The 16,380-nt window shown below is 66.3% G+C and carries 13 protein-coding genes; 6 read left to right on the top strand and 7 right to left on the bottom strand.

Annotated elements, in window-relative coordinates; genetic code table 11:
- The coding region (locus P1IM2_RS15840) for a TonB-dependent receptor (protein ID WP_186403035.1) at positions 1 to 2,042 on the top strand (2,042 nt) is incomplete at its 5' end.
- A 128-nt stretch (positions 2,043 to 2,170) separates the two neighbouring features.
- Positions 2,171 to 2,971 (top strand): DUF2334 domain-containing protein, encoded by an 801-nt coding sequence (locus tag P1IM2_RS15835; RefSeq protein ID WP_186403034.1) that lies wholly within the window; start codon positions 2,171 to 2,173, stop codon positions 2,969 to 2,971.
- Here the strand turns inward: P1IM2_RS15835 and P1IM2_RS15830 are convergent.
- The 3 genes from P1IM2_RS15830 to P1IM2_RS15820 are packed head-to-tail and all read right to left on the bottom strand — an operon-like array spanning position 2,926 to position 5,415.
- Complete coding sequence (locus P1IM2_RS15830) at positions 2,926 to 4,107, bottom strand: glycosyltransferase (RefSeq protein WP_186403033.1); 1,182 nt, start codon at positions 4,105 to 4,107, stop codon at positions 2,926 to 2,928. The two genes, P1IM2_RS15835 and P1IM2_RS15830, sit on opposite strands and share 46 nt — an antisense overlap.
- A gap of 4 nt (positions 4,108 to 4,111) precedes the next feature.
- Positions 4,112 to 4,642 carry a DUF2141 domain-containing protein gene (locus P1IM2_RS15825; RefSeq protein WP_186403032.1) on the bottom strand — a complete coding sequence of 177 codons (531 nt, stop codon included), beginning with the start codon at positions 4,640 to 4,642 and terminating at the stop codon, positions 4,112 to 4,114.
- On the bottom strand, positions 4,639 to 5,415 hold the full coding sequence (locus tag P1IM2_RS15820; RefSeq protein ID WP_260834181.1) for a hypothetical protein: 777 nt from the start codon (positions 5,413 to 5,415) through the stop codon (positions 4,639 to 4,641). The genes P1IM2_RS15825 and P1IM2_RS15820 overlap by 4 nt, the downstream gene beginning before the upstream one ends.
- On the opposite strand from P1IM2_RS15820, the gene P1IM2_RS15815 reads away from it, so the two are divergent.
- A complete protein-coding gene (locus P1IM2_RS15815; protein ID WP_260834180.1) occupies positions 5,389 to 6,948 on the top strand; it encodes a glycosyltransferase in 1,560 nt (519 codons plus the stop codon). The two genes, P1IM2_RS15820 and P1IM2_RS15815, sit on opposite strands and share 27 nt — an antisense overlap.
- Here P1IM2_RS15815 and P1IM2_RS15810 read toward each other — a convergent pair.
- Positions 6,854 to 7,438, bottom strand: a complete 585-nt coding sequence (locus P1IM2_RS15810) for a TetR/AcrR family transcriptional regulator (RefSeq protein ID WP_162928236.1) — start codon at positions 7,436 to 7,438, stop codon at positions 6,854 to 6,856. The two genes, P1IM2_RS15815 and P1IM2_RS15810, sit on opposite strands and share 95 nt — an antisense overlap.
- Before the next feature lie 146 nt (positions 7,439 to 7,584).
- On the opposite strand from P1IM2_RS15810, the gene P1IM2_RS15805 reads away from it, so the two are divergent.
- The 3 genes from P1IM2_RS15805 to P1IM2_RS15795 are packed head-to-tail and all read left to right on the top strand — an operon-like array spanning position 7,585 to position 13,381.
- On the top strand, positions 7,585 to 8,775 hold the full coding sequence (locus P1IM2_RS15805; RefSeq protein WP_260834179.1) for an efflux RND transporter periplasmic adaptor subunit: 1,191 nt from the start codon (positions 7,585 to 7,587) through the stop codon (positions 8,773 to 8,775).
- A complete protein-coding gene (locus P1IM2_RS15800) occupies positions 8,772 to 11,969 on the top strand; it encodes an efflux RND transporter permease subunit (protein WP_186403029.1) in 3,198 nt (1,065 codons plus the stop codon). The genes P1IM2_RS15805 and P1IM2_RS15800 overlap by 4 nt, the downstream gene beginning before the upstream one ends.
- The gene (locus P1IM2_RS15795; protein WP_313906817.1) at positions 11,966 to 13,381 is read left to right on the top strand and encodes a TolC family protein; all 1,416 of its coding nucleotides are present in this window, start codon (positions 11,966 to 11,968) and stop codon (positions 13,379 to 13,381) included. The genes P1IM2_RS15800 and P1IM2_RS15795 overlap by 4 nt, the downstream gene beginning before the upstream one ends.
- A gap of 74 nt (positions 13,382 to 13,455) precedes the next feature.
- Here P1IM2_RS15795 and cydX read toward each other — a convergent pair whose 3' ends face one another.
- Genes cydX through P1IM2_RS15780 form a run of 3 tightly spaced genes read right to left on the bottom strand, consistent with a single transcriptional unit; the run spans position 13,456 to position 16,324 of the window.
- Positions 13,456 to 13,566 carry a cytochrome bd-I oxidase subunit CydX gene (gene cydX, locus P1IM2_RS15790; protein ID WP_003044383.1) on the bottom strand — a complete coding sequence of 37 codons (111 nt, stop codon included), beginning with the start codon at positions 13,564 to 13,566 and terminating at the stop codon, positions 13,456 to 13,458.
- 15 nt (positions 13,567 to 13,581) lie between these two features.
- Positions 13,582 to 14,730, bottom strand: a complete 1,149-nt coding sequence (gene cydB / locus P1IM2_RS15785) for a cytochrome d ubiquinol oxidase subunit II (protein WP_186403028.1) — start codon at positions 14,728 to 14,730, stop codon at positions 13,582 to 13,584.
- Between the two features lie 13 nt (positions 14,731 to 14,743).
- Positions 14,744 to 16,324 carry a cytochrome ubiquinol oxidase subunit I gene (locus P1IM2_RS15780; protein ID WP_186403027.1) on the bottom strand — a complete coding sequence of 527 codons (1,581 nt, stop codon included), beginning with the start codon at positions 16,322 to 16,324 and terminating at the stop codon, positions 14,744 to 14,746.
- Positions 16,325 to 16,380 lie beyond the last annotated feature (56 nt).

Below are 16,380 nucleotides of genomic sequence, written 5' to 3'. Positions count from 1 at the left end.
GGCGCCGCCCGGCGCCGCGCCCCGCGGCCCCGCGCCGGGCCGACTCCGCGCCGCCCGAAGAGATTATCGTCACAGCCAGCAAGCGCGACACCTCGCTCGCCGACTATCCCGCTGCGGTCACGGTGATGCGCCTCGATGACAGTTTCGCGGGCGCGCCCGGGCAGCATGGTTCGGACGTCATCGTGCGCCAGCTTCCCTCGGTCAATTCGACCAACCTCGGCCCCGGCCGCAACAAGCTGTTCATTCGCGGCGTCGCCGATTCAAGCTTCACCGGCCCGACGCAGGCGACGGTAGGGCAATATTTCGGCTATGCGCGGCTCAACTATAACGCGCCCGATCCCGACATCGCGCTCTATGACATCGACAAGATCGAGGTGCTGGAAGGGCCGCAGGGAACGCTTTACGGCGCCGGATCGCTCGGCGGCATCATCCGCATCGATCCGGCAAAGCCCGACAGCGGCGGTTTCGCGGCGCGCATGCAAGCGGGCTATGCACTGACCCAGCATGGCGCCGACAGCCACGATGCGGCGGCGACGCTCAACTTGCCGCTGTTGACCGACCGTGCCGCACTGCGTGTCGTCGGCTATCATCGCATCGACGGCGGCTATATCGACGACAGCGCCCGCGGGCTGAGCGACGTCAACCGCAGCCGCATCTTCGGCGGGCGCGCGGCGCTGCGTGTGACACCCGGCGACGGCTGGACAATCGATGCGGGCTGGGTGCGGCAGGACATACAGACGCGCGACGGTCAATATTCGGAGGCCGGGCTGCCCGACCTGACGCGGCAGAGCCTGATCGCGCAGCCCTTCGACAATGACTATTCGCTGCTTTACGCGACGGTCGAAAAAAGCTGGGGTCCGCTGGTGCTGCGATCGACTGGTGCGATCGTGTCGCACGATCTGGCGAACCGCTTCGATGCGTCGGCGCTCGGCGGCGGGAACCCCTTGGCCTTTACGCAGGATATTGCGATCCGCCAGCACGCCAATGAAACCACGCTGTCGCGGCAGGGCGCGCACGGGCATGGCTGGATCGCGGGGATCGGCATCACCGACGGGAAGGACCGGACCCGGCGCGCGCTTGGCGACCCCGCCGCGCCCGCCCCGATTGCCGATATTCTGAACGAACGCAGCGAGGTGGCGTTGTTCGGCGAATGGACCTTCGGCCTGGCGCCGCGGCTCAGCGCCAGCCTCGGCGGCCGCTATGCCCATACGCGTTTTTCGGGCGAGTTGATCGATCCCGCCAACCCGAACCCGCCCGAACCGCGCCGCGCCGTCGACTATTTCGTACCCGCCGTGGCGCTGCGCTGGAAGCCGGGGGGCGGGTGGCTGATCTACGGGCGCTATCAGGAGGGGTTCCGACCCGGCGGCTTGTCGGTGAGCAGCCCGGGAAGCGCGGTCGCCTTCCAGTCGGACACCATTGCGACGTTCGAACTCGGCGCGCGGCGGGGGGCGCCCGATCATGATCCGCTCAGCGTGGCGCTGTCGGGCTCCTACGCGCGCTGGGAATCGATCCAGGCCGACCTCGTCGATGCGCAGGGTTTTCCCTATACGGACAATATCGGCAATGGTTCGATTCTCGGATTCAGCGCGTCTGCGACGTGGAACGCCACCCCGTCGCTGCGCCTCGACGGCAGCGCCTTTCTCAATCACAGCAGCCTGACCCAGGCCGCACCGGCCTATGCGCGGGCGGAGGACAACGATCTGCCCAATATCGCGCAGTGGGGCGCGCGGGTGGGCGCGCGCTGGGTGCAGAGCGTCGGCGCCGATGCTCGCCTGTCGATTGCCGCCGATGCGCGCTATGTCGGCAAATCCTATCTCGGCGTCGGCAATCTGCTCGACATCAGCCAGGGCCGCTATGTCGACAGCGCGCTGAACCTGCGGCTCGAGCGTGGGCGTTTCGGCTTTGCGCTAGGTGTCACGAACCTGTTCAACGCCGATCGTAACCGCTTTTCTTATGGGAACCCCTTCACTGTGGTCGCCGGTCGGCAGGAAACGCCGCTGCGGCCCCGCACCGTCAGGATTGGCCTGGATGCAGCCTTTTGAACGGAGGTTCAGCCGCGCGCGGCGGCGGCGCCTTTGCGGGCGCGGCACGGGTGCGGGGCGCCTTGTCCGCGTTGCGGCTGCCCCAGACAAGCAAGCGATAGACCATCGCCATCAAGGACATGTCAGTCATGCGGCCCTCCGATAAATCCTCGCGCAAATTCCTCGCCTCGATCCACGACGTCAGCCCGCGCTTCGCCGATGAGGTCGATCGCCTGCTCGATCAACTCGTCCGCCACATTGGTGGGCCGAAGGTCGCGATGCTGGTCGTTCCCGACCATTGGGACAGCGCGCCGATCGCCGAAGACCGGGGCTTTCAGAGCCGCCTGCGCGGCTGGGCCGACGCGGGCGTTGAAATGTTCGTGCATGGCTGGGCGCATCGCGACGACAGCCGGCACAGCGGAGCGCTCGACGGCTTCCGCGCGCGCCACATGACGGCGGGCGAGGGCGAGTTCCTCGGCCTTGACCATGCCACCGCGCTGGCGCGGATGACGGCGGCCAAGAAACTGGTTGAGGACGTGACAGGGGTTGCCGCAACCGGTTTCATCGCGCCCGCGTGGCTCTACGGAGCTGGGGCTCTGTCCGCTTTGCCACAGGCCGGATTTACGATGGCCGAGGATCATATGAAGGTGTGGAATCCGCAAACCGGCGCGGTGCTCGCGTGCGGTCCGGTCATCACCTGGGCAAGCCGCAGCAGGGCGCGGATTGCCAGTTCCTTGTTGTTTTCTGCGCTCGCGCGGCATGCGCTGAAGCCGATGCGCGACGTGCGCGTCGCGGTGCATCCGGGCGATGCGCATGTGCCCAGCCTTGTGACCAGCATCGACAAATGCTGTGCCGCGCTGCTCGCCGGACGCCGGGTCGCCCGCTATGCGGATCTCGCGGCCGATCATGCCGCCACTCGCGACGAACGCGCGGCGATCAGCGCGTCATAATGGCGGAGCAGGTCCGCGATATGGTCGCGGTCCGACCGGACGGCGATGGCGGCACGGCGCGCCGCCTGACGGACCGCCGCGCGATCGCGCGCGCAGAAGCGGGCAATGGCCTGCGTCGCTGCGGCGGCATCGCGTGCGGCATAGGTTTCCGCAATATCCGGGCGGGCGATCTCGGCACAGCCGCCCTCGTCGGGGACGATCAACGGCAGGCCCGACGCCAGCGCTTCCGACGCCACCAAGCCGAAGGTTTCGCCTTCGCATCCGTGGATCAGCGCGTCGCAGCTCGCCATCAGCGTTGCCAGTTGCGGCCGGTCATAGATCGGCTGGAACATGCGGATATGGGGATTGCCGCCGACCTGCTTGCGCAGCGCGGCGCTCGCCGGGCCCTTGCCGATCAGGATCAGGCCGACGGGTTCGCGGGCGGCGGCCGCCTGCACCGCGTCGATCACCATGTCCCATCGCTTTTCGCCATGGTGCCGCCCGATGCCGACCAGCAGCGTGGCGCTTTCGGGAAGGTCGCATTGCGCCAGCAGGTCGGCGCGCAGGCTGGCGTCGCGCAGGGTCGGTGAAAAGGCGGCGCGATCGATGCCCAGCGCGACGCAATGCGCCGGACCGATGTGGCGGTCGCTCAGCCGCTTGCCCAGCGAATCGCCGCAGACCACCAGACTGTCGAACAGCGGCATCGCGCGGCGCAGATAACGATTGAACCATTCGAAGGCGGCGTCGATCTTTTCGCGCGAGGCGATCCGTCCGAACCAGCGCTGCGGATAGGATACGACCGGGTCGCTGTGCAGGAAAAAGACCTTCGCGGCGTCGCCGGCCCATTTTCCGACGATCCACGCGGGGCGCCAGGGCGAAGAGGCTTCGACGACGTCGGGGTGCAACCGGTCGAGCCAGGCATGGATCGGCGCCGCATCCCAGAACATGCGATAATTGGCATCGAACGGCAGCGGCGGCGCCTTTACCCAGATGATCCGGCCGCCGGTCGCGCGCACTTCCTCGCGATCCTCGGCGCCGGGCGCGAGGACGGTCAGTTCGTGGCCGGCTTCGGCAAGCAACTGCATCTTGCGGTCGACATAGGAGCGGATGCCGCCGCCGGTGGGGGAATAGAATTCGCAGACGTCGACGATCCGCATCGCCTCAATCCTTCTTGACCGGCGAAAAGCCCAGGCCGTGGAAATAATTCATCATCACGTGCATTTCCGTGACACCGCTGCCCAGCGTCACCGCGGCCTTCGCCGATTTGGGTTTGCTCCACCCCAATTTGGGATTGCCGGGAAAGCCGACGCCGTCGGAGGAAAAGCTGAACTTGTGCTTGCCGTCGCGGTCGTGGATCATCGCGAAGCTGTAGCGGCCAGGCCGCGGCGCCCGGATGCACACCGCGACCGGACCGGCGGCGGGGGCCGCAAATTCGATGCGGCGGAAATCCTTGCCCGCTTTCTGAAGGACGAAATCATCCTCCAGAAAATCCTTGTCGTTGCTCGGGAACAGCTCGACCCGGATGCGTCCCTTGCGGTCCTTCAGCCCGTCGAGCCAGACGAGCAGCGCCGGCGTTGTCGAACCCGCGGCGCAGGCGGGCGCGTCGCCATAGACCGCGGCGCGTGCGGACGGCACCATTGCGGCTGAAGCCAGCATGGCGGCAGCGAGGGCAGGGAAGCGGAAGCGGGTCATGCGGCCGCTCCCTTGCGCAGCGGCAGCCATGTCAGTGCAAAGACGATGACGTGGCAGAGCAGGGTCAGCGCGACTGTCAGTGCCACGAGCCGCGTCACCGCGGCGTCGTTGCCGACCAGAAAGACCGCCAGATTGGCAAAGACGATGTCCTTGTTGGGGACGAGCGGCAGGCGCGCGACGAGTTGGCGTCCCGTCACGAGCAGCATCCAGAGCGCGAGCGGCACGAGCGGCAGCGCGAGATGCCAGCACAGCGCGAGCAGCCCGGTGTAGGCGATGGTGCGGACGAGGTGGACCAGGAACACCCAGCGTAGTTCACTCGCAGGAAGCGAGAACAGGCGGCCGCGGAAAAGCAGGATGGCGAGCGACAGGGCGAGCATGACCCCTACCGACCCCAGGATCGGGCGGATATGCTCCGCGGGCAGCAGCGAATAGGCGAAGGGCGTGGCGATGGCGAGCAGTGCCAGCGTGAAGATGTTGCCGACGACCGCCGACAGGATGCTGACATCCTTGATCGCCGCGAAAGGCGCCGCGACCATGTTGAGCCGCGTCCGGGCCCAAGCGTAGAAATAGGCTTCCCCCGAATAGCCGAGCAAAATCTCGTTCGCGACCAACTTGCGCAGGATCGGCACGATGCCCGACAGCGGCAGACCCCACAGCCGCCGGAAAATCACCAGATCGGACAGCGGCTGCACCGCATAGATGGCAAGGAAGACCAGATAGAAAAGCGGGTTGGTGGGCAGCGCCTCGTGCAGCGCGGCCAGTCCGCCGCCCAAAAGCTCGCGTATCAGTCCGGCGAGCAGCGCCAGGCTGAGCAGGCCGCTGACCAGCGCCGGCCAGCGGCTGCGGATTGGTGTCAGCGGCTCAAGTGCGGCGAGGGGGGGCGTCGGTGTGGGGGCTGTGGCAACCGTCAATCCGTTCACGCTTTTATCCCGTTAGTATCGTTTCCAGCGATTTTTCGCTTCTTCAGCTTCAGACGCCGCGGCGCGGCCGATCCCGCATTGGCGCGGTGCGGAAAATCGGCGCGCGCGGCGTCTTGTCGATGGAAGGGCGTCCGACACGGGCGCCGGTATGGCATCGGAAAGGCCTGCGGCGTGGCGCGAGCGCAGCACATCGTCATAATTTTCCACGATTTTTCGTTCGGAGGGACCGAGGTGATCGCGCTGCGGCTGGCGCGCGAATGGGTGGCGCAGGGGCGCCGCGTGACATTGCTTTGCGGCACATTCGATGGTCCGCTGCGCTCCGCCGTGCCGCGCGGGGTACACACCGAACGCCTCGAACCCGAAATTCCCAGAACGCCGCTTTCGCGCCTGCGCCTGCGGCGTGCGCTGTCGGCGGCGATCGCTCGCCTGCGGCCGGACGTCGTCTTTCTGCCGGGCAATTTTCATCATGTGCTGGCGGGCGCCGTGCGCGATTTGCCGCGGCGGCCGAAGGTCGTGGCGAAGATCAGCAATCCGCTGGCGCCTTCGGCGATCCCGGCGCTACGCGCGCTGCTTGCGCGGGCCTTTCGTTGGGCGGCGCGCGATGTCGACTGGTTCGCCGCCATGTCGACCGGGCTCGCGGACGATGTGCGTGCGCTGACGGGACGCGCGGAGGTCAGCGTGATCTTCGATCCCAATATCGACACGATCATAAATTTGCCGGCAGCCAGGAAGGTGCCGGGCACCGGGCCGCTGCATCTGCTGGCGGCGGGGCGACTCGTCGAGCAGAAGGATTTCGGTCTCGCGGTGCGCGTTGTTGCCGAACTGGCCAAGCATCGCGACGTGCGGCTGACCATTGCGGGCGATGGGCCCGACGCGCCGCGGCTGGCGCGGCTGGCGCGGCGTTTGGGCGTTGCGGACCGGATTGCGCTACCTGGGCGCCTTGCATCGATCGGGCCGGCGCTCGACCATGCCGACCTGCTGCTGATTACCTCCCGCTACGAAGGCGGGCCTGCCGTTGCGGTCGAAGCGCTCGAACGCGGCGTTCCGGTTATCGCCACCGACTGTTCGCACTTCCTGCGTGATTTGCTCGCGGACGCCGATTGCGGCGCGATCGTCCCCAGCCGCGAACCGGCGGCGATCGCCCAGGCGATGCTCGAATGGATCGACCGGCAGGATCGCCGGCCCTTTTCTCCGGCGGTCGTTACCGAGCCTTTCGGCACGGCTTTCGCTGCGCGCCGCTATCTCGATCTTTTCGACCGTCTGGCCGGGGAGGGCGGTTGCGCTGCGCCGGTCAGCAGGTCAACGCCGCCGCGAACAGGCAGCGAAAGCGCTCGACGCACTCGGCCCCTTCTTCGGCATCGAGTTCGAAATTATCGACCTTCATGATCGTCCGCAGGACGCCGACGCCCATCAGGATCGCCAGCAGCATATTGGCACGCATCTCGCCCTGATCGCCGCCGATCGTTCCGGCGAGCGGCTCCAGAACGTCGCGGTTGACCAGTTCGCGGATGATATCGCCCGCCTTGGGAGACGAGGCTGAGCGCAGCATGATGACGAACATCTCCATGCGATGATGGCGGTCGGCGTCGTCGTCTTCGGCGACGAGTTGCGCCAGAAAACCGGGCAATTCGTCGATGCTTTTGGGCTCGCGGAACAAATGGGGCTTTGCTTCGTCGCTGACGACTTCGCGGAACAAGCCTTCCTTGCCGCCGAAATAGCGGCTGATCAGCGCGACATCGACCCCGGCATCGCCCGCAATGTCGCGCAGTCCGACATTCTCATACGCCTCGCGCAGAAAGCGTTGGTGCGCGGCCGCCAATATAGACGCGCGGGTTGCAACGGCATCGCGCCGTTTGATGGTTGAGGTCCTCTCCATTTTTCCGTCCATAATGGTGAATGAGAATAAATCAACAACTGTTGACTTAGGATGAACGGCCGACTAGTGGACAGCGACCGTCATCGCGCAACTTCCCCCCTCCCTGTGGCGCGATGGCGGAACGCTTCAACAGAAAAGACAAGATCATGCAAAAGCGCTTTCTCCTCGCGCCCGTCCTGTGCCTTTCGCTCGCGCTGGCCGCCTGTTCGGGCGGCGACGACCAGGGACAGGGCGGTCCGCCGTCGCTTCCCGTCACTGTTTCCCAGCCGCTCGTCCGCGACGTGACGGAGTGGGATGATTTTGTCGGGCGCTTCGAGGCGATCGACAGTGTCGAAGTGCGGCCGCGCGCGTCGGGATATTTGCAGCGCGTGCACTTCGCCGACGGCCAATATGTGCGGGCCGGGCAGCTTCTCTTTTCGATCGATGCGCGCCCGAACCAGGCGGCGCTCGATCAGGCGCGCGCGCAGTTGGCGCGCGCCAACGCGACCTTGGCGAACGCAAAAACCGAATTCGCGCGCTCGGCGACACTGGCCGCATCGCAAGCGGCGAGTACCGAGGAGGTCGAGCAGCGCCGTGCCGCGGTGCGCGCCGGTGAAGCCGATGTGGCGGCGGCGCAGGCCGCGGTGCGATCGGCGCAGCTCAATGTCGGCTTCACGCGCGTCACCGCACCGATTTCGGGCCGCATTTCGCAGCGGCTGGTCGATCCCGGCAATGCGGTCACCGCCGATCAGACGGTGTTGACGACGATCGTGTCGACGAGCCCCATACATTTCAGCTTCCAGGGCTCCGAGGCGAGCCTGCTGGGCTATGAGCGTCGCGGCGACAAGCTCGACGGCGCGCCGGTGCGTATCCGTCTGCAAGGGCAGCAGGATTATGCGATTTCGGGACGGATCGACTTTGTCGACAACGCACTGTCGAACGGGTCGGGGACGATCACCGTCCGCGCCGTCGTACCGAATCCCGACGGCAAATTGCGCCCGGGCATGTTCGGCCAGCTTCAGCTTGCGGCTTCGGCGCCGCACGCCGCCGTCATGGTGCCCGACACCGCCATCGTTACCGATGCGGCGCGGCGTCTGGTCTATGTGATCGGCGACAAGGATGTGGTGCAGGCGCGCCCGGTCGAGCTTGGCCCCGTCATCGACGGGCTGCGCGTGATCCGGTCGGGCATCACCGCCAAGGATCGCGTCGTCGTCGGCGGCATCCAGCGCGCGATGCCGGGCAAGCCCGCGAAGATCGAGGCGGGCCGGATCGGCGCCGACGGCAAGGTCGTTCCCGCCAAGGCGGCCGCGAAGCCTGCCGCGGCGGGCGCTGCAGCGGGCAAGGGCGGCGCACAGTGAATTTCAGCCGATTTTTCGTCGACCGCCCGATCTTCGCGGCGGTCATCGCCATCTTCATCACGCTGATCGGGGCGTTTGCCTATCCGCAGCTTCCGCTCGCCCAATATCCGGAGATCGCGCCGCCGACGATCAGCATCACCGCATCCTATCCCGGCGCCTCGCCCGACACGATCGCCGAAACGGTGTCGTCGACCATCGAGCAGGAGGTCAACGGCGTCGAGAATATGCTCTATATCCAGTCGTCCTCGACGCAGGGTCTGGCGCAGATAACGGTGACATTCCAGCCGGGCACGGACCTCGATGCGGCGCAGGTGCTCGTGCAGAACCGCGTTGCGCTCGCCGAACCGCGCCTGCCCGAACAGGTGCGCCAGATCGGCGTGCAGGTGAACAAGCAGGAAACCGGCTTCCTGATGATCGTCGCGCTGACGACGACCGATCCGGCGATCGACCTCGATTATGTCGGCAACTATGCCAATTCGACGCTGCGCGACCGGCTGCTGCGCCTGAAGGGCGTCGGCGGGGTGCAGATTTTCGGCGGCGGCTATTATTCGATGCGCGTGTGGATCGACCCCGACAAGGCCGCCGCGCGAAACCTGACCGCGACCGAGATTGTCGCGGCGCTGCAGAGCCAGAATGTCCAGGTCGCCGGCGGCTCGGTCGGCGCGCCGCCCTATGGCAAGGGCAATCCGGCGTTCGAGCTTCCGGTCGAAGTGCCGGGACGCCTCGTGACGCCCGAACAATTCGCCAATGTCGTGATCAAGACCGATACGCAGAATGGCGCGATCACGCGGTTGAAGGATGTCGCGCGGGTCGAGCTGGGCAGTCAGGATTATGGCGTGCGCGGCGTGTTCAACGGCCAGCCGGGCGTCGGCATGGCGGTGATCCAGCAGCCGGGCGCCAACGCGCTCGATGCCGCGAAGCTGGTGCTTGACGAGATCAAGGCGGCGTCGAAGGATTTTCCGCCGGGGCTGGAATATCAAATCCCCTTCAACCCGACCGAATATGTGCAGGCATCGGTGAGCGCGGTGCAGGAAACGCTGATCGAGGCGATCATCCTGGTCGTCATCGTCGTGCTTGTCTTCCTGCAGACCTGGCGCGCGGCGATCATCCCGATCATCGCGATTCCCGTGGCGCTCATCGGCACCTTTGCGGTGCAGCTGGCGCTCGGCTTTTCGATCAACTCGCTGTCGCTGTTCGCGCTGGTGCTCGCGGTCGGCATCGTCGTCGATGACGCGATCGTGGTCGTCGAGGCGGTCGAGAAGCATATTCGTCAGGGCCTCACTCCGCGTGAAGCCGCGCACCGGACGATGAGCGAAGTGTCGGGCGCGCTGATCGCGATCGGCCTCGTCCTTGTTGCGGTGTTCGTGCCGACGGCCTTCATCCCCGGCATTCCCGGCATCTTCTATCAGCAGTTCGCGGTGACGATCGCGGCGGCGACGGTCTTTTCGCTGCTGACCTCGCTCACCCTGTCGCCCGCGTTGGCGGCGCTGCTGCTGAAGCCGCACGAGGAGCATCACGCCGAGCCGAAGAACCGGGTCATGCGCGTGGTCCGCCGCGCCGCGGACAAGTTCAACGACGGGTTCGACCGGCTGTCCGAACGCTATGGCACCACCACCGCGTCGCTGATCCGCAAGACGGCGCTGATGCTGGGCATCTATGCGGTGCTGCTCGCCGCGACCGGCTGGCGCCTGGCGGATACGCCGACGGGCTTCATCCCCGATCAGGATCAGGGCGTGCTGATCGGCGTGGTCCAGCTTCCGCCCGGCGCGTCGCTCGACCGCACGAGCGAGGTGCTGGCGCGCGCGCAGAAGACGGTGTCGCAGATCGACGGCGTCGAAAGCATCGCGACCTTTTCGGGTCTCGACGGCGCAAGCTTTTCGACCGCGTCGAACGCGGGCACGATGTTCATCCGTCTGAAGGACTGGAGCGAGCGCGGCAGCGATCTGAGTGCGAGCGCCCTGTCGGGCAAGCTGTCGGGCGCGCTCGCGATGGCGCTCCCTGAAGCGAACGCCTTCGTCATTGCGCCGCCCGCGGTGCAGGGCCTCGGCAACGGCAACGGCTTCACCATGATGCTGCAGGCGCGCGAGGGGCAAAGCTATCGCGACCTCGAAAAGGTGACGCAGGCGATGATGGGCGGGGCGCAGCAGGTGCCCGACGTCACGCAGGTCTTTTCGCTGTTCAACACCGGTAGCCCGCGCATCTTCGCCGATGTCGATCGTGACAAGGCGCAGATATTGGGGGTCGACCCGAGCCAGGTCTATGCCGCGCTCGGCACCTATCTTGCCTCGACCTATGTCAACGACTTCAACTTCCTTGGCCGCACCTTCCGCGTCACGGCGCAAGCCGAACCGAGCGCGCGCAGCCGGATCGAGGATGTCGGCCGCCTGCAGGTGCGGTCCTCGTCGGGCGAGATGGTTCCGCTCTCGTCGCTCGCGACCTTCCGCGACGACAGCGGCCCGACCCGCGTCGTGCGCTACAATCTGTTCCCCGCGGTCGAACTGCAGGGGCAGGCGGCGCCGGGCGTCTCGTCGGGCGCGGCGCTGACCGCGATGGAGGGACTGGCTGCAAAGACGATGCCACAGGGCTTTTCCTATGAATGGACGGGCCTCGCCTATCAGGAAAAGCAGGCGGGGAGCAGCGCGGTGCTGATCTTCCTGCTCGCGGTGGTCTTCGTCTTCCTGGTGCTGGCGGCGCAATATGAATCGCTGCCGCTGCCGCTCGCGGTGATCCTGATCGTGCCGATGTGCATATTGGCGGCGATGCTGGGCGTGAACCTGCGCGGGATGGACAATAATATCCTGACGCAAGTCGGGCTGGTCGTGCTGATCGCGCTGGCGGCGAAGAATGCGATCCTGATCGTCGAATTCGCCAAGCAGGCGGAGGAAGAGGAGGGGATGGCTCCGCTCGACGCCGCGGTTCACGCCGCGCAGTCGCGCCTGCGTCCGATCCTGATGACCAGCTTTGCCTTCATCTTCGGCGTCATCCCGCTCGCGGTGGCAAGCGGGCCGGGGCAGGAAATGCGCCAGGCACTCGGCACGGCGGTGACGTTCGGCATGCTCGGCGTCACCATATTCGGGCTGATCTTCACGCCGATCTTCTACGTCATGTCGCGCAAGCTAGGCTATCGCGTCCAGCAATGGTTCGCGCGCGGCCGCACCAACAAGGGCGGCGATGCGCCGCTGGAGATGCCATGATGAGCCGTAATGTCCTGCTGGCCGGTGCTGCCGCGCTTGCACTGTCGGGCTGCGCCGTCGGTCCGGCCTATGTGTCGCCGACCCCCGCCGCTCCCGGACAGACACCTTTCCTCGAGGCAGGCAAATCGCCCGCCTTCACCGGTGAGCAGCCGGCGGGGCATTGGTGGAGCCTGTTCGGCGACCCGACGCTCGACGCGCTCGTCGAAGAGGCGTTGGCTGCCAATACCGATCTGCGCGTCGCCGCCGCCAATCTGGCGCAGGCGCGCGCGGTGTTGAAGGAATCGCGGGCCGGCCGCCTGCCGACCACCGGAATAAGCGCCAGCGGCACATACGCCCGCCAGCCGGGCAGTGTCACCGGCATCGGCCCGGTCGAGGGCGAAAGCTATGATGTCGGGCTCGATATCGGTTATCAGGTCGATCTGTTCGGGCGCGTCGAAAGTGCGATCCGCGCGAGCCGCGCCGACGCCGACGCGGTACAGGCAGCCTTCGACCTGACGCGCATCACGGTCGCGGCGGAAACGGCGCGCGCCTATGCCGACGTCTGCGCCTACAACCGCCAGCTTGCGGTGGCGGAGGAAACGCTGCGCATTCAGGAACAGACCTTCGACCTGACGCGCCGGCTGTTCGAAGGCGGACGCGCGACGCGACTCGACACCGGGCAGGCGGGGGCGCTGCTGGAACAGACGCGCGCGACCCTGCCGACCTTGAAGGCGCAGCGCGCCGGGGCGCTCTATCGCCTTGCGCTGCTGACCGGCAAGCCGCCCGCCGAATCGCCGCAGGTCGCGTTGCAATGCCAGGCGCCGCCCGAACTCGACCGTCCGATTCCGGTCGGTGACGGCGCCGCGCTGCTCGCCCGTCGCCCGGACATTCGCCGGGCCGAGCGCCAGCTCGCCGCCGCCGCGGCGCGCGTCAATGTTGCGACCGCCGATCTTTATCCCAGCATCAGCATCGGCGGGTCGGTCGGATCGACCGCCGACGCGGTGTCGGGGCTGGGTAAGTCCGATAGCTTCCGCTTTTCGATCGGGCCGCTGATTTCGTGGAGCTTTCCGAACATCGCGGTCGCGCGTTCGCGGCTGAAGCAGGCGGAGGCCGGCGTCGATGCTGCGCTCGCGACCTTCGACGGCACCTGGCTCGGCGCGCTTCAGGAAACCGAAAGCGCACTCGCCAACTATGCCGGCGAACTCGACCGGCTTGCGGCGCTACGCCGTGCGGCGGACGAAGCGGGCGAGGCGGCGCGGATCGCGCGGCTTCGCTATCAGGCCGGGCGCGAGAATTTTCAGGTCGTACTCGATGCCGAGCGCTCGCTGGCGCAGATCCAGGCGAGCATCGCCCAGTCCGAACAGCAGCGCGCGACCTATCTGGTCGCGCTGTTCCTCGCGCTGGGCGGCGGCTGGCAGGACGGCACCGCGTAAGGCGTCAATCTGGCTAAACAAAAAGGCCGGCGCAGCATGGACTGCGCCGGCCTTTTTCATAGCTGTGCCGCTGGTCAGAGCGTCGCGTCGTCGTCGGCGGGCGAGTGGAATTCGTGCCACAAGCCGTTCAATATGCCGAAGCCGACCGCGAGGCCGAGGCCGAGTACCCAGGTAAAATACCACATGGCGTGTTCCTCCGGTCAGTAGAAATCGGGGTTGGTGCGAACATCGTCGAGCGTGACGCGGCCGAACAATATCTTGAGCACCCACGCCGTGTAGGCGAGGACGATGGGCAGGAAGATCAGGGTCACGACGAGCATGATCCACAAGGTGAGGTGGCTCGACGAGGCATTCCAGACCATCAGGCTCGAATGCGGGTCGATCGAGCTGGGCAGGATGAAAGGGAACATCGACAGGCCGACCGTCGAGATGATCCCGACCACCGCGAGCGCCGAGCCGACGAAGAGCAGGCTCTGCTTGCGCCCGGCGATCGCGACATAGGCGAGGATCGGGCCGAGGAAGCCGAGGATGGGCGCGAGCAGCATCCACGGGTGGCGCCCATAATTGTCGAGCCATGCGCCCGCCGCCGGGACTGACGTTGCCCACAGCGGGTTCGAGGGGCCGGCGGGATCGAGTTCGCCCTCCAGCCGGTAGCCGATCTTCATCGTGGCGACCATCGCGCCGCCGATTGCGAACAGCGCGATGACGAGCAGCGCGGCGATCTTGCCCCAGCGGCGCGCCCGGTCCATCACGACGCCGTCCTCGGCCTTGAGCGCGAGCCAGCCGGCGCCGTGCAGCACGACCATCGCCACCGACAGCAGGCCGGTGAGCAAGGTGAAGGGCGAGAAGAGGCCGAGCAGCGAGCCTTCGTAAAAGGCACGCAGGTCGCTATCGAGGCGGAAGGGCGCGCCCAGAAGGACGTTGCCGACCGCAACACCGAACACCAGTGCGGGGACGAAACCGCCAACGAACAGCGCCCAATCCCAGCGGCTGCGCCAGGCAGGATCGTCGTGCTTCGAGCGATATTTGAATGCCACGGGGCGCAGGATCAGCGCCGCGAGGACAAGGAATATCGCGAGATAGAAGCCCGAAAAGCTGATCGCATAGACAAAGGGCCATGCGGCGAAGATCGCGCCGCCGCCTAGGATCAGCCAAACCTGATGCCCCTCCCACGTCGGGGCGATGCTGTTGATAGCCAGCCGCCGTTCCTCGTCGGTCCGCGCGATGAAGGGCAGCAGTGCGGCGACGCCGAGGTCGTAGCCGTCGGTGAGCGTGAAACCGATCAGCAGCACGCCGAGAAGCAGCCACCAGATCAGGCGGAGCGTTTCATAGTCGAAGGGAATCGCCATCGTCTGATCCTCCTTATTCGGCCGGCAGCGGGGCATAGCCCGCGTCGGTGGGTTCGATGCCCGAGGCAAGGTCGCGGCCGCGCTTGGACTCGGGGCCCTTGCGGATCGCCGCGAGCATCAGCCGCACCTCGATGAAAGCGAGCGCGCTGTAGAGCAGGGTGAAGGCCGCGATGGTCGTCCAGACCTGCGCCACCGTCAGGCTCGATGCGCCGAGGAAGGTCGGCAGCACGCCCTCGATCGCCCATGGCTGGCGGCCATATTCGGCGAGCACCCAGCCCATTTCGGCGGCCAGCCACGGCAGCGGCATGATGATCACCGCGGCGCGCAGGAACCACTTCACATCGAAGCGCCGCACCGTCGCATAATAGAAGGCGAGGGCGAAGAAGCCGATGAAGAAGAAGCCGAGCCCCGCCATGAGGCGGAACAGCCAGAAGGTGACCGGGACGTTGGGCACCGTGTCCCACGCCGCCTGCATGACTTGGTCGGCGGTCGCGTTGCGCGGATCGCGGACATAACGCTTGAGCAGCATCGCATAGCCAAGGTTGCTGCGGTTCGCCTCGAAGGTCGCGCGCGCGGTGGCGTTGGTGCGATCGGCCTTCAGATCCTCGAGCGCACCATAGGCGAGCTTGCCGCTTTCGATGCGTTCCTGCGCGTGGAGGACCAGTTCGTTGATCCCTTGGACCTGCCCGGTCAGGCTGCGCGTCGAAATCAGGCCGAGGACATAAGGTATCTTGATTTCATAGCGGGTCTCGCGGTCCTTGACCGACGGCAGGCCGAAGAGCGTGAGCCCGGCGGGCGCCTTTTCGGTGTGCCACATCGCCTCGATCGCGGCGAGTTTCATCTTCTGATGATCGGTGAGCGCATAGCCCGATTCGTCGCCGAGGACGACCACCGACAGCGAGGAGGCGAGGCCGAAGGCCGCGGCGACGGTCAGCGAGCGCTTCGCGAGCGCGGTGTAACGGCCGCGGAGCAGATACCAGGCCGAAATGCCGAGAACGAAGACCGAGGCGGTGACATAGCCGGCGCTGACCGTGTGGACGAACTTCGCCTGCGCGACGGGGTTGAACAGCACCGAATAAAAGTCGACGACTTCCATGCGCATCGTGTCGGGATTGAAGCGCGACCCGACCGGATTCTGCATCCAGCCGTTGGCGATCAGAATCCAAAGCGCCGAAAGATTGGAACCCAGCGCGACGAGGAAGGTGACGAGGAGATGGAGCTGCTTGGACAATTTGTCCCAGCCGAAGAACATCAGCCCGACGAAGGTCGCCTCGAGGAAAAAGGCCATGAGCCCCTCGATCGCGAGCGGCGCGCCGAAGATGTCGCCGACATAGTGCGAATAATAGGACCAGTTCATCCCGAATTCGAACTCCATCGTCAGGCCGGTCGCGACCCCGAGGACGAAGTTGATCCCGAACAGGCGGGCCCAGAAACGCGTGATGGTACGCCAGATTTCCCTTTCGGTGATGACATAGATGCTCTCCATGATCACCAGCATGAAGGAAAGCCCCAGCGTCAGCGGAACGAAGAGGAAATGGTACATCGCCGTAAGGGCGAATTGCAGGCGGGATAATTCGACTACGGCCAGGTCCATGGCGCCACTCCTGAACAGCGACTCGGCGGGGTGCCGCACGGCTTGCGGCATCGTCA

Origin of the sequence: Sphingopyxis sp. P1IMeth2 (assembly GCF_900185685.1) — a bacterium.
GTDB classification, from domain to species: Bacteria; Pseudomonadota; Alphaproteobacteria; order Sphingomonadales; family Sphingomonadaceae; genus Sphingopyxis; species Sphingopyxis terrae_A.
This window is presented reverse-complemented; position numbering and strand designations above follow the sequence as displayed.

Bases quoted from the DNA above. Each gene is read 5' to 3' on its own strand.
- P1IM2_RS15835 (WP_186403034.1), top strand. From the start codon at position 2,171: ATGCGGCCCTCCGATAAATCCTCGCGCAAATTCCTCGCCTCGATCCAC.
- P1IM2_RS15830 (WP_186403033.1), bottom strand. From the start codon at position 4,107: ATGCGGATCGTCGACGTCTGCGAATTCTATTCCCCCACCGGCGGCGGC.
- P1IM2_RS15825 (WP_186403032.1), bottom strand. From the start codon at position 4,642: ATGACCCGCTTCCGCTTCCCTGCCCTCGCTGCCGCCATGCTGGCTTCA.
- P1IM2_RS15810 (WP_162928236.1), bottom strand. From the start codon at position 7,438: ATGGAGAGGACCTCAACCATCAAACGGCGCGATGCCGTTGCAACCCGC.
- P1IM2_RS15805 (WP_260834179.1), top strand. From the start codon at position 7,585: ATGCAAAAGCGCTTTCTCCTCGCGCCCGTCCTGTGCCTTTCGCTCGCG.
- P1IM2_RS15795 (WP_313906817.1), top strand. From the start codon at position 11,966: ATGATGAGCCGTAATGTCCTGCTGGCCGGTGCTGCCGCGCTTGCACTG.
- cydX (WP_003044383.1), bottom strand. From the start codon at position 13,566: ATGTGGTATTTTACCTGGGTACTCGGCCTCGGCCTCGCGGTCGGCTTC.
- cydB (WP_186403028.1), bottom strand. From the start codon at position 14,730: ATGGCGATTCCCTTCGACTATGAAACGCTCCGCCTGATCTGGTGGCTG.
- P1IM2_RS15780 (WP_186403027.1), bottom strand. From the start codon at position 16,324: ATGGACCTGGCCGTAGTCGAATTATCCCGCCTGCAATTCGCCCTTACG.